11 protein-coding genes are annotated in these 12,842 nt (G+C 44.2%); 1 reads left to right on the forward strand and 10 read right to left on the reverse strand.

Annotated features, from left to right (window positions below):
- Window positions 1-552 precede the first annotated feature (552 nt).
- From citC to ABFC84_14755, 6 genes are all read right to left on the reverse strand, one after another.
- A complete protein-coding gene (gene citC / locus ABFC84_14730; GenBank protein ID MEN6413995.1) occupies window positions 553-1,608 on the reverse strand; it encodes a [citrate (pro-3S)-lyase] ligase in 1,056 nt (351 codons plus the stop codon).
- A 21-nt stretch (window positions 1,609-1,629) separates the two neighbouring features.
- Window positions 1,630-2,184, reverse strand: coding sequence for a citrate lyase holo-[acyl-carrier protein] synthase (gene citX / locus ABFC84_14735; GenBank protein ID MEN6413996.1), 555 nt, complete (start codon window positions 2,182-2,184; stop codon window positions 1,630-1,632).
- A 158-nt stretch (window positions 2,185-2,342) separates the two neighbouring features.
- Window positions 2,343-3,893, reverse strand: a complete 1,551-nt coding sequence (gene citF, locus ABFC84_14740; protein MEN6413997.1) for a citrate lyase subunit alpha — start codon at window positions 3,891-3,893, stop codon at window positions 2,343-2,345.
- Entirely contained in the window at window positions 3,893-4,783 is an 891-nt protein-coding gene (locus tag ABFC84_14745) for an aldolase/citrate lyase family protein (GenBank protein MEN6413998.1), read from the reverse strand. The genes citF and ABFC84_14745 overlap by 1 nt, the downstream gene beginning before the upstream one ends.
- Entirely contained in the window at window positions 4,783-5,079 is a 297-nt protein-coding gene (citD, locus tag ABFC84_14750) for a citrate lyase acyl carrier protein (GenBank protein MEN6413999.1), read from the reverse strand. The genes ABFC84_14745 and citD overlap by 1 nt, the downstream gene beginning before the upstream one ends.
- A gap of 101 nt (window positions 5,080-5,180) precedes the next feature.
- The gene (locus tag ABFC84_14755) at window positions 5,181-6,626 is read right to left on the reverse strand and encodes a DASS family sodium-coupled anion symporter (protein MEN6414000.1); all 1,446 of its coding nucleotides are present in this window, start codon (window positions 6,624-6,626) and stop codon (window positions 5,181-5,183) included.
- Window positions 6,627-6,919: 293 nt separating this feature from the next.
- Here ABFC84_14755 and ABFC84_14760 point away from each other — a divergent pair, with 293 nt between their 5' ends.
- Entirely contained in the window at window positions 6,920-7,831 is a 912-nt protein-coding gene (locus ABFC84_14760; protein ID MEN6414001.1) for a LysR family transcriptional regulator, read from the forward strand.
- Between the two features lie 156 nt (window positions 7,832-7,987).
- On the opposite strand, the gene ABFC84_14765 is transcribed toward ABFC84_14760, so the two are convergent.
- From ABFC84_14765 to gyrB, 4 genes are all read right to left on the reverse strand, one after another.
- Window positions 7,988-8,374 (reverse strand): DUF2680 domain-containing protein, encoded by a 387-nt coding sequence (locus ABFC84_14765; GenBank protein MEN6414002.1) that lies wholly within the window; start codon window positions 8,372-8,374, stop codon window positions 7,988-7,990.
- Between the two features lie 143 nt (window positions 8,375-8,517).
- The gene (locus ABFC84_14770) at window positions 8,518-10,017 is read right to left on the reverse strand and encodes an ATP-binding protein (protein MEN6414003.1); all 1,500 of its coding nucleotides are present in this window, start codon (window positions 10,015-10,017) and stop codon (window positions 8,518-8,520) included.
- The gene (locus tag ABFC84_14775) at window positions 10,014-10,709 is read right to left on the reverse strand and encodes a response regulator transcription factor (protein MEN6414004.1); all 696 of its coding nucleotides are present in this window, start codon (window positions 10,707-10,709) and stop codon (window positions 10,014-10,016) included. Before ABFC84_14775 ends, ABFC84_14770 begins: the two co-directional genes overlap by 4 nt.
- 216 nt (window positions 10,710-10,925) lie before the next feature.
- Complete coding sequence (gene gyrB / locus ABFC84_14780; GenBank protein ID MEN6414005.1) at window positions 10,926-12,842, reverse strand: DNA topoisomerase (ATP-hydrolyzing) subunit B; 1,917 nt, start codon at window positions 12,840-12,842, stop codon at window positions 10,926-10,928.

A 12,842-nucleotide genomic window follows, 5' to 3' on the forward strand; every position in this document is an offset into this window, starting at 1 on the left:
TCTACCGTCATTTTAGTATGATAAGATGCTATACATGTTTTTATTGTCATATTTACCTCGATATGGCAATGTAACACAATCTTATTGTGTTACATCATTGCAGTTATTGTGCATTTTAGCGTAAAAATGATTAATTAATTAACTTTAATTTGGTTAAACTAGCTATTATTTCCATGGATAAATAACCTTAATTAAGTTACTTTTACATGAAATTACAAAATTCTTTTAAAGCAAGGAGGAACGTGACTTATTTAAGCGTATTTTATACTATAAAGATAGAAAATTTTATAGTAACACAATAAGATTGTGTTACTATCCCCCGAGGAAGGATTCTATTTCCGTTATTAAAAAATAGTCGCGTTTATCGTTTACCTGGTGTATTGACATCATGATTAAGCATTATGTTGATAAAATAAATCAAGTGCAATAAAAGTATGCCTAAATGTTCACCTGGTAAACATGTAGGCATACTTTTATTGCACTTGGCTAAGAGCATTATTAATGTGAGCACAATGTTCCGAATTTAGACAGAAGAATCGTCGCCACGTCTGCTCAATAATGGATTACATTGGCAGCAAGTTGTATTTGTTTTACCACTTCAGCGCCGGCTTCGGATACAAAAAAATTATAGGTCGATGCCGGAACCAGCGATTTTATTGCCTCAATCTGGCCATCACGGATATATTGTCGTACCCTGGAAGCACTTATTGGTGTATCGCCAAACTGCTTGCGCGGCAGCACAATGCAAGTCATTTTTGATTTTTCCAGCTCTCTTTGCATAATTGTATTATAGATATTTGTCACGCGGCTGAAAGGCTCGTCTCCCACATAGCGTTTTGTAATACCCAAGGCAGGAGCAATCTTATTTTTAAATATTTCAATATCCAGCTTTGCGTGGGCTTCTATTACCGAATCCGCATCTTTGATGAAATAGGAGGGAAAAGTGGCGTGGGAAATTATATAATTTCCGGTTTCATGCAGCACTACATTTTTCAAGTGGGCTGCTCCCTTTTTCACCAGTTCATACCGGACCTGAAACGGCACGAGGGAGACATCTTCGGACACGACGAACACATGCAGAACATCGTTCTCGGCGGCGGCTGTTTCCAGTAAATATTGATGTCCCAGGGTAAATGGATTGGCATTGATGACTACGGCTGCAACGGAATGACCCGGCACGTTCTCCTGAGCTAAGCTGCGGAGATACTGCTTAAATCCGCTAGCCCTATTTTCCATAAACACGACCATGCCTTCCACTTTGGCGATCTCATAAAAACCAATATCGGCAAAAAATTTAGCTTTATCACATTTTGTATATAGAAAAACTCTTGTATTGCCATTTTGGTACTGAACATTTAACAGGTGGGTCATAACTTTATTCAGCAGGCCCTCCCCCTGATACCGCGAATCCACCGCCAAACAGCGTAATGTATTCTTAAAAAATGAGCCGGTCGCTACTAATTGATCACCATCAAATATCCCCATAGTATATTCTAAATTTTCGTCCTTTTGTATCCCTTCCTGCAGCAAAAGGTCATTCACTTGCTGCAGACGTCTTTTGTCACTCTTATAGATGCGGGATTCTTCATATTCGCCATATTCACTCAAAACGGTATACCCCCTGTATTTTTATTTTCTCAGAGCGCTCTCATCAATCCCGAAATATTCATCGCACATTGCCTGAATTTTATTTTTCATCGCTTCAATACTATGAGCTCTTGACCGTGCACAGGCAAATGCCGGTTGGTCACAAAGAAAACAGCGGCGCTCATTTCTCTGCATAGCCTGCCGGCTGCATTGCTTTCCGGTTTTATCGATAATATCAAAGTCATATAATCTTCCCAGCGGGTGGTTTTCCTCAATATCCAATGTTATCTGCTTAGTCGCTGCCGCAGTTGCTGCCAGTGTGCCGAAAAACTCGGGACCGCTGTCTTTATACTGCACTTCTTCAAATAACAGCACCTGTTTTCGTTTGCCCAATTCGGATCGCAAGGCTTGTAAGCCTTCATCAAAAATTCGCTTAATGAGGTAATTAAATTTGATTTCTCCGGGAATATTTAATTTGAACGATATTAATGTTGTTTTATATTGCTGCAATAACCTTTTCTGCAATGCCGCCCGCTCATCTCTGGCTTTTAAAATATCGTCTAACGTTTGGCATGTTCCCTGATCGATTGCCTTCATTAGTTCGCCTCCCCGTCTGACTGCGATTTCTCTATCTAGCTATATCATAGCATCTAACACCCCCAGATAGCAAAATACACAAAATAGATTGCCGCTGGGAACAGTCTACTTTGTGTATCTGCACGGATTATCTGAGACGATCAGATAGCCGGTTATCCTTATTCTTCTTCTTTAATTTTTCTGACTACGTCAATGATTGTTCCGTCCCGATATTCAATCAAGGCGACGACTTTGTCTTCGAACTCGATTTTTTCCGGCACGCCCACCAAGGAATAGGCTTCGTTTTTCAGATCTTCGATTGTCCGGACAGGAAGTTTCGCTTTTGTCAAAGATTCCAATAAATCCGGCCGCCTTGGATTTACCGCAATGCCTACTTCGGTAACGACAACATCAATACTTTCGCCGGGAGTCGTAACGCTGGTTACGCTTTCCCGAATCGTCGGAATTCTGCCCCGCAATAACGGCGCAACAATGATGGAACATTTTGCTCCCGCCGCGGTATCTACATGTCCACCCGGCGCTCCGCGCAAAATACCGTCGGAACCGACAACGACATTGACATTAAAATTGGTATCGACTTCAAGCGCGCCAAGGATAACAAAATCAAGCTTATTGACAAATGCTCCTTTATTAAACGGATTTGCATACTGAGAAGTAGAGATCTCAAAATGACGCGGATTGGAATTAACCGATTCAATGGAAGTCGTGTCAAAATCCTGAGCATCCACAATAGTTCGAATCAGGCCGTCATTTAAAAGATCGATCATCGGTTTGGTGATGCCGCCAATCGCAAAGCCCATCTTGATATTTTTTTCCTGCATATAAGGTTTCAAAAACCGGGTAACTGCCAATGAGGGACCGCCGCCGCCGGTTTGGAATGAAAATCCATCTTTAAAATATGGCGTGTTTACCAGTACTTTGGTAGCGGTTTCCGCAATGATCAATTCCCGCGGATCTTCCGTAAACCTTAATAAAGCATTGGCTATTTTTTTCGGATCGCCAATTTCATCGACAACAACGACATAATCAACGTCTACTTGTTCAATACTGGGGGGAAAATTCGGATAGTCTACTAAGCAATCGGTAATTACCACCACTTTATCGGCGTATTTGGCGTCTACCATTGAGTAAGAAAGAACTCCGCAGTTTGCTTTTCCGCCTTTGCCCCGTGCGTTTCCGCAGGCATCGGAGGAGGGAGCGCCAATGAACGCAACATCAATATGAATATCGCCTGATTCAATAGCACGCACTCTTCCGCCATGGGAACGAATGAGCGCTGCTTTTTTTAAGCGTCCTTTTGAGATTGTCTCGCCGATCCGGCCCCTGACGCCGCTGGTGGAAATGCCGGTAATCACTCCATTTTCAATATACTTGACAATCGGATTGTGCGCATCTCCCAGCGAGCTGGCGCATATCGTAATATCTTTAATACCCAGGGAAGCTATCGTTTCTACAACCATATTGACAATATAGTCTCCATCGCGGAAGTGATGATGAAAAGAAATCGTCATTCCATCTTCTAAACCGCATTTTTGAATAGCCTCTTTCAATGTCGGTACCACTTTATCTTGAGCAGGATCAATATATGTCCTGACTGTAGGGCTGGCTTTTTTATATTCTTTGCCAGTACGATAATACTGACCCTGAAATGCTTCGACGCCATTGACTAGATATTCGTCGGGTATATCCCTGCCCACTTTATTAATCATTATAAGTCCCCCTCGTAAATGCCGGACGCCTTTGCCAGTGTTATTGTCCGTTTTGCTCCTTCAAGCATTGCCACATCCACCATTTGTCCGTCCACAGTAAATACGCCTATACCATCCTCTGAATTTGCTTTTAAAGCGCGGATATATTTTTCCGCTTTTTCAATTTCCTCTGGCGTTGGTGCGAAAACTTGATGCACAATGGGGATTTGTTTCGGACTGATAATAGATTTCCCATCAAAGCCCATTTGTTTAATCAGCTTTACTTCTTTTGTAAAGCCTTCCATATTATCAAGATCCGTATATACCGTATCAAAACACATAATTCCCGCTGCTCTGGCAGCAATAACCAGCTGGGCTCTAGCCCCGAGCATTTCAATTCCTTCCGCTGAACGCGTTGTATGCATCGTCCGCATATAGTCGCCTGCTCCAATGGCAATTCCCATCAGCCGTTCACTGCATTTGGCTATGTTATAGGCGTTGATTACACCCAGTGGAGTTTCCACCGCCGCCATCATCAATGTTTTCCCTACTGGAACATTAAATTCTTTTTCTGCCTTTTCAATCTCTTTTTCCACCACCAGGATATCTTCCGGCGTTTCCGTCTTCGGTAAGCGCAGCGTATCCGCTCCCGCGGCAACCGCGGCTCTGACATCTTCTTTGGCATGAGGAGTATCCCAGCCATTAATACGAACCACACGTTCTATCCCTCGGTAATCAATCGTCTTCAATGCATTATACAGGGATATTCTGGCAGAATCCTTTTGATTTTCCGCCACGGCGTCCTCTAAATCAAATATAATGGAATCGGGTTTATATACATAAGCATCTTTTATTAAGCTGGCTCGCTGTGCATTCAGAAACATCATCGTGCGGCGTAATCTGTTTTTCATTACATTTTCCTCCCCCACGGCAAATTTTCAACAATCTCCGCGGCACGAAAAACGGCACATTCCACTCTCGCTTTAATAGTACAGTCCAGCGCTCCCTTATCGACAACACTGATTTTGGCATTTTCAACGTCTAATCGCTTCAGGGTTTCTAAAACCACGGTTTTGATTTGCTTGCCGTACTGTCCCATCACATTGCTGCTGAGAGTCAGTTCAATACCGTTACTGCCGGGTTCGATTGCAATTTGCGCATCACTTGATTCCAAAGTTCCCGCGATTGCGCTTTTTTTTAGTATCATTTTGTACTCCACCTTCTTTTTTTATGATGTTTAAATGCTAACCCCGTCAAGATTGAACAAGGCTGACACTTTTTTAATACGCTTTAAACAAACTATACATATCACCAAAACCCTAGTATTTTCCACCAGATGCTGCCAATTCCCACCCAAATGACCAAATGAGTAATGGATGTCAGAAAACCTAATTTCCACCAGGTTCCCTGATCAACATAGCCAGCGCCAAAATACAAAGGTGCCGGTCCGGTACTATAATGAGTCAATCCGGCGCACAGACTGGAAAGATAGCCGAGCGACAGAGCCGCCAAAAGACTTGGAACACCCGCCGTAACCGCGACTGCGATGAAGGCGGCATACATGGCGCTTACATGAGCCGACAAGCTGGCAAAGCCGTAATGGGAATACATGTAAGCAACAAGTAAAATGGCCAGAGCATAAAATCCGCTGATCCCGCTAATCTCGGTGCTCACTCCCGTGGCAAACCAGGCGATAAAACCGACCTTAACCAAAGACCCCGCCAATCCGAGTACGATGCTGGCCCAAACGAAAGTATCCCAGGCCGTTTTTTCTGTGGCTACATCATTCCAGTCCAATACCTCCGTAATCAGCAGAACACAAATGGCCGCTAAGGCGATAATCACCGTATCAAGTCCAGTGTACTGGGATGTTGACCAAAAAACAAGCGATAAAATAAAGACAACCAGCATGACCTTTTCCGCAAAGGAGGGTGACCCCATTTTTCTAAGTTCTTCTGATGCCATCACACGAGCCTCCGGCGTTTGCTTCAATTCCGGCGGGTATACGGCATACAGAATGAGAGGAATCACGATTAGGGACAACAGAGCCGGTACAATAGCGCCCATGAGCCAAGTGCCCCAGGATATTTTCACATTCAAGGTCGTACTTGCCAATTCGGCAACCATTGGATTAGCTGCCATCGCTGTCATAAAAGTCGCGGAAGTAACGGCATTGCATTGAAAAACGGACTGGATCAAAAAGGCACCGATCTTGCGCGATGTTTCTCCCGGCTCTGATTTAAAGGTTGAACAGAGACTCCTAACGATAGGAAAAAGTACACTGCCGGCTCGCGCCGTGTTAGACGGGACGGCAGGCGCCATGATCAAATCACTTAATGACAGAGCATACGCCAGTTTTATTGTTTTGTCACCGAAAGCTTTTGTAAGTAAAAAGGCGATGCGCCGGCCCAGCCCGGTTTTAATAAAGCCGCGGGCATAAATAAAGGCCGATACGATTAACCATGTATTGGAGTTACTGAAATACCCCAAAGCCTCCTTAGCCGAAACAATGTTAGTCAAAACAACTGCCACAAAACTGATGAGCGCGATCGCACCGGTGCTCATCGGCTGAGCAACAAAAGCAATGATCGTGCCTAGGAAAATAGCGAACAGATGCCAAGCCTGCGGCTTAAGTCCAATGGGAGTCGGCACAAACCATACGGCCAAAACAATGCCGACAATCAACAAGGAATAAAACCGCCGATGACTCATTCCCAAGATATCCTTCTTTTTTACTGTACTGATATCGGACATATCTACATTCTCCCCTCCAAAATTTTCTCCCCAATGTCTCCAGTGATCACTGATTAACGAAGCGCGAATATATGTTGCGGTATTTTAGGAAGTACTCCAATAAGAACATAAAAGTAAAACGTATTTGAAATATTAAATAATTTTTGTATATTCAGCATTGTTTCGTTCTTATTATTGTTATATCATGAAGAGGTAAATAGGTCTAATACTATAATATATATATATTGTATATGATTTATCCTATAGTAATGGATGAAATTGAATAGGAGGGAACGGCCTTGGATTTTCGCCAATTGCATTATATGCTTAAAGTAGCCGAAGAAAAAAGTTTTTCTAAGGCGGCAAAAAAATTGTATATATCTCAGCCGTCTCTCAGTCAATACATCTCCAATGTTGAACAACAGCTGGGCGTTCGTTTATTTGACAGAACAACGAATCCCCTTACGCTGACTTATGCAGGAGAATTATACGAAGAGACAGCCAAAAATATATTGTATTTAAAAGATCAATTATTATCGCAAATGGACGATATCGCCAATCTCCAGCGCGGCCATATTACGATCGGAATTTCTCCTTTTCGCAGCACCTACTTTTTACCGACCATTCTCCCGTTATTTAAAAAAAACTACCCCGGTATTGACGTCAGCCTTGCAGAGGGCACCATGGCCGAGCTGCTAGAGCTGGCAATCAACGGGGCTACTGATTTTTCGATCATGACCTTGCCGATTCCCGGAGAGTTGATGTCATATGATCCGATTATGACCGAAGAAATATTCGTCGCACTTCCGCCCAATCACTATTTGTGTCAGCAGCTGCCGCACACGCATGGCAGCTCTTCCGCAAGGCCCAAATTGAATCTTGGGATGCTGCGGGATGAGCCCTTTATTATCTTAAAGCAAGGCCAGCGAATGAATCAAGTTGCTCTGGAGTTGTGTAAAAGAGCTTGCTTCAAGCCAAAAATTATTCTTGAAACAAAAAACATTGAAGCGGCACATGCTTTGGTTGCAGCGGGAATGGGAATTACTTTTATACCGGATACACTGGTTGGTTTCGGCAATATGACCGAACGGCCTGTTTATTTTTCTCTGGAAGATCTTCAGCCTACGCGGACAATTGTCATTGCCTATCGAAAGGGCAGATATCTTTCCAAAGCAGCCAGAAAATTTATTGCAATGACAAAAGCCGTCATGACGCCGACACGTTGACGACTCTTTTGTCTTTTTGCCGACCGGTTTCATTGATGACAAAGGCTGCCACTCTCTCGGCCCCCGCTTCAACAACCTGCGGAATCCGATATGATGCAAGTAAGATTGTAAAACAAAAAGCACCTTGTCGGTAACAAGATGCTTTTTGTACGAGCATTACTTATTATTTTGTTGCTGCCACATTGGGCCAAAACCAGGGCCACCGCGCATCATTCCGGGGCCCTTATTCATCATACCGGGACCGGGAAAACCTTGGTCAATCCGTTCCTTCATCCAGGCGATACGCTGGTCAGCCTGCTCTTGGGTCAGGTTGCCGAATTCGACTTGTTTTTGAATGACTTGCTTTTTGACTTCAAACATTTGTTTTCTGAGGTCGGTCATTTGATTAAAGAGGGGAGCCAGCTCCTGCTTTTGCTCATCGGTTAGATTCGCCTGGTTGCAGGCGAAGGAGGGCACGTTAGTCGGAGTTGCGGCAAACACCATGGAAGCGGCAAAGGCGAGCACCAATAAACCGACAACCGCGACGAGAAGAGATTTTTTCATATGGTATACCTCCTTATATTGATTAATCAGTTGGATTTTCCCAACTGATTTTAGTTTAATCAATAACTAAGGCGAAAGTATGGAGAAAGTGTAACAAAAGTGTGAATTCGTTATTTATTCTATCTTCGGAATAGCTTTTGCCATTATACTATGGGAAAACGAATCGTCACAATGGTACCTTGACCGATCTGGCTGGTGACTGTCACCGCAGCTTGATGCAGGTCTATAATTTGCTTGGCGATAGCTAATCCCAGACCGGTGCCGCTGTCGTCCCGGCAATGAGATTTATTCACTTTATAAAAACGCTCCCAGATGTAGGGCAAATCTTCGGATGGAATCCCGACACCGGTGTCGGCAACTTGCACCGATACGGTGTCACCATCAATAAAGGTCGTGATAGTGACTTTTCCGCCGGATGGTGTGTATTTTATGGCATTATCCAAGAGAATTAATAGAAGCTGGATAATCCGATCGCCATTAGCCTGAATAGCAGGAAGTGGCCCTTTGGTATTGGCCAATAGATGAATTCCTTTCTGTTCTGCTTGTTGTTTGAGTATATGCACTACGCTGTCGGCTACCGCCTCCAATGGTATCTTTTCTTTGTCGGCGGTGACCTTAGCCGACTGTAGCCGACTGAGATCCAGCAAATCATTAATCAGTCGTTCCATTCGCACCGCTTCGTCACGCATTAGGCAATAGTATTTTTTTATTTGCGTGGTTTCGTTAATCGTTCCGTCCAGCAGTGCCTCGTTATAACCCCGGATAATGGTCAGCGGCGTCCTGAGTTCATGGGATACATTGGCCACGAAATCGCGACGCAGTTTTTCCATTTTATTCAGTTCGACAATATAGATTGACAAATCCCGGGCAAGTGAATTGAGCGCCAGCCCAAGACGGCCTACTTCGTCGCTGGTTTCTACTTTGACTAAAGTATTATAATCACCATGCGCCATGGCACCAGCCGTTTCCTGCATGGATTTAAGCGGGCGCACAATGTTGCAAGTGAGATAATTGACTACCAAGAGCGCTAACAGGACGGCCAGGAGACCCGCTCCGCCGATATAATAGTAAAGGTGCTGCAGAAAGGCGTCAATGCCAGCTATCGGCGCATGCAGCAACACCGCCCCTCCCACCTGACCGTTTGCCAAAGTGACGGGGACGGCTACGACTAGCATCTTTTCACCGTAATACGGGTTGTTGAAAGTCTTGGTCCATACCTTGCCGTCAAATACCGGGTCCAGTTCCTTGATAATAGAGTACATACCGCCCTGGATCTGAGATCCCATACCCGGGTGTCCGGAACTGCCCGGTCCGAATCTGCCGTTCATCGGCCAGCCAGGACCCCTACCCATGCCGGACATATTAATCACGTGGCGGGAGGCGTCCAGTACCCATATTCGTGCGCCTAAGTAGCTGTCAGCGTTAGTCAGAAAAGTATCCAGGCCGGTCAAACTGCCAGTTTCGTCATAAAAATTTTTTAGGTTGTCGGCCAGCTCCGTCCCCTTGGCAATAAGTTCTTGTTGCTTGGCCGCTAATGTTTGTTCTTTGATGAGGGCCGATACCCCTAGTAGGACGCCACCTAATAGGACGGTAATCACCAGCATAAAGCTGAATAATAGTTTAAGTTGCAAGGAATGTTTCATGATCGTACCTCGAAACGGTATCCTACACCCCATACCGTTTGAATATTCCAAGGTGAAGTATCTTTTATTCCCAGCTTTTGCCGGAGGCGTTTAATATGGCTGTCCACCGTGCGGGTTTCACCGCAGTAGGTGTATCCCCATACTTTTTCCAGCAACATTTCTCGAGAGAAAGTTCGCTTGGGATGAGAAGCTAGACACCATAACAGTTCCATTTCCTTCGATGTTAGTGGAATAGTTTGACCAAAGGTAGTAATGGTATGTTCATTAATATTGATTTCCAGGTTGGTAAAGCGTAAAATATCGGCTTTGATAAATTCGGTGTCAGGTACTCGTCGCAGCACGGCATTAACCCGGGCTACTACCTCACGGGGGTTAAAGGGTTTAGTTATATAATCATCCGCCCCTAACTCCAGTCCCATAATCCGATCATCATCTTCAGCACGGGCTGTCAGCATGATGATCGGCACACGGGAAAACTTCCTGATTTGTCGGCAAACTTCGATACCATCCAGTATCGGCATCATAATATCCAAAATAACCATATTAGGTTTTGTCTGCTCCGCTTTACGAATGGCATCCGCACCGTCCGCCGCTTCCACAATAGTAAAACCTTCTTTGACAAAATACATAGCTAATATTTCTCGGATTTGTATATCATCATCGACAATTAATATCGTCTGTTCCCGTACCATAATGCCTCCTTGATAGCGATTATTATCCTCATTATACTGGGAAACAGGCATAAAAAGTATGCATCAAATGTAACAAAAGTGTGAAATCTATTTCTTCATACGCTGTGCGGATTGATTTATATTAAAAAGCCTGAGAGTTAATCTCAGACTTTTTATATTAATTCATATTTATTGTATATACTTGCATAATTTCATTATGCCTAAACTCACACACGTTTATATATCCAAATTTCTTACTTTTTGAGCATTATCTTCAATAAATTTCCGGCGAGGTTCCACTTTATCTCCCATGAGAACGGAAAATATTTCATCAGCATCCATGGCATCATCCATGGAGACCTGAAGAATCGTACGCCCTTCCGGGTTCATGGTTGTTTCCCATAGCTGTTCCGGATTCATTTCCCCCAAGCCTTTGTAACGCTGTACCGCAATATTCTCCCGACCAATTCGATTGAGCAGCTCGTCCATCTCCGCATCACTGTAGAGATACCATTGCTCCCGGCCTTTTTTAATCAAATACAGCGGCGGCTGGGCGATATAAACCCGGCCTTTTTCCAACAGAGGCTGCATATAGCGGTAAAAGAAAGTCAGCAGTAAAGTACGAATATGAGCGCCGTCGACATCTGCATCGGTCATAATGATAATTTTGCCATAACGGCTTTTTTCTATGTCAAATTCTTCCGCAATTCCGCTGCCAAAAGCGGTAATCATAGCCCTGATTTCTGCGTTATTCAGTATTTTATCCAAACGAGCCTTTTCTACATTAAGAATTTTTCCTCTTAGGGGCAGAATAGCCTGGAACCGCCGATCCCTGCCCTGTTTGGCCGAACCGCCGGCGGAATCACCCTCTACCAGATAAATTTCCGTCTGCATCGGGTCTTTAATCGAGCAGTCGGCCAGCTTCCCCGGCAATGAACTGATTTCCAGAGCACTTTTCCGACGGGTCAGTTCCCGGGCCTTGCGGGCTGCTTCCCGGGCTCTTGAGGCCATAATGGTTTTTTCAATAATTTTTTTGGTAACAGCCGGGTTTTCATCAAAAAATTCATTTAAACCATCGGAAACAATGCTGTCGACAATGCCCCTGACTTCACTGTTGCCCAGTTTGGTTTTTGTTTGGCCTTCAAACTGGGGTTCCTGTATTTTTAAGCTCATGACACCGGCTAATCCTTCCCGGATATCTTCGCCGCTTAAATTCTCATCGCCTTCCTTCAGCATGTTCAGCTTACGGGCAAAATCGTTTACCGACCTGGTCAGGCCAGTCTTAAACCCGCTGAGATGAGTACCGCCTTCCTGAGTATTAATATTATTGACAAAAGTATATAAATTTTCCACATAACTGTCGTTATACTGCAGGGCAATTTCCACCATGGTTGTATCTTTGAAGCCTGTCAAATAAATCGGTTCAGGATGAATCACGTCTTTATTTTTATTCATATGCTGAACGAAAGAAACGATACCGCCTTCGTAATGATACATTTCCGTAACATTGGTCCGCTCGTCCGTCAGAGTAATATTCAATCCTTTATTTAAAAACGACAACTCCCGCAGCCTGTGTTTTAAGGTATCAAAACTATATACCGTTTCTTCAAAAATCTCCGGGTCAGGTTTAAAGGTAACCTTTGTACCGGTGGAATCGGTAGTGCCGATCACCGACAAAGGTTTTACCGTGTTGCCCCGCTCAAAGGTAATAGAATACAGTTTACCATCCCGTTGAACTTCTACTTCCATATAGGTGCTTAACGCATTAACAACCGACACGCCTACCCCATGCAAACCGCCGGAAACTTTATAGCCTTCTCCGCCGAATTTACCGCCGGCATGGAGAATGGTTAAGACGACTTCTACCGCCGGTTTTCCGGTTTCATGCATATCCACCGGAATACCCCGACCATTGTCCATAACGATAATGCTGTTGTCCTGACGGATGATGACATCCACTTTATTGCAATAACCGGCCAATGCCTCATCAATGCTATTGTCAACTACTTCATAGACCAAATGATGCAAACCTCTGGCCGAGGTACTGCCAATATACATTCCCGGTCGTTTGCGTACCGCTTCCAATCCTTCCAAAACCTGAATCTGTCCGGCACCATAATGGCCGTTCACCGTAATATCTTCATTGCTATCCAT

The organism is Veillonellales bacterium, from assembly GCA_039680175.1.
In the GTDB taxonomy this organism is placed as follows: Bacteria; Bacillota; Negativicutes; order JAAYSF01; family JAAYSF01; genus JBDKTO01.

What these genes read in the sequence shown, in the direction of transcription:
- citX (MEN6413996.1), bottom strand. Translation starts at nt 2,184, where the DNA reads ATGAAGGCAATCGATCAGGGAACATGCCAAACGTTAGACGATATTTTA.
- citF (MEN6413997.1), bottom strand. Translation starts at nt 3,893, where the DNA reads ATGATTAATAAAGTGGGCAGGGATATACCCGACGAATATCTAGTCAAT.
- ABFC84_14745 (MEN6413998.1), bottom strand. Translation starts at nt 4,783, where the DNA reads ATGAAAAACAGATTACGCCGCACGATGATGTTTCTGAATGCACAGCGA.
- citD (MEN6413999.1), bottom strand. Translation starts at nt 5,079, where the DNA reads ATGATACTAAAAAAAAGCGCAATCGCGGGAACTTTGGAATCAAGTGAT.
- ABFC84_14755 (MEN6414000.1), bottom strand. Translation starts at nt 6,626, where the DNA reads ATGTCCGATATCAGTACAGTAAAAAAGAAGGATATCTTGGGAATGAGT.
- ABFC84_14765 (MEN6414002.1), bottom strand. Translation starts at nt 8,374, where the DNA reads ATGAAAAAATCTCTTCTCGTCGCGGTTGTCGGTTTATTGGTGCTCGCC.
- ABFC84_14770 (MEN6414003.1), bottom strand. Translation starts at nt 10,017, where the DNA reads ATGAAACATTCCTTGCAACTTAAACTATTATTCAGCTTTATGCTGGTG.
- ABFC84_14775 (MEN6414004.1), bottom strand. Translation starts at nt 10,709, where the DNA reads ATGGTACGGGAACAGACGATATTAATTGTCGATGATGATATACAAATC.
- gyrB (MEN6414005.1), bottom strand. Translation starts at nt 12,842, where the DNA reads ATGGATAGCAATGAAGATATTACGGTGAACGGCCATTATGGTGCCGGA.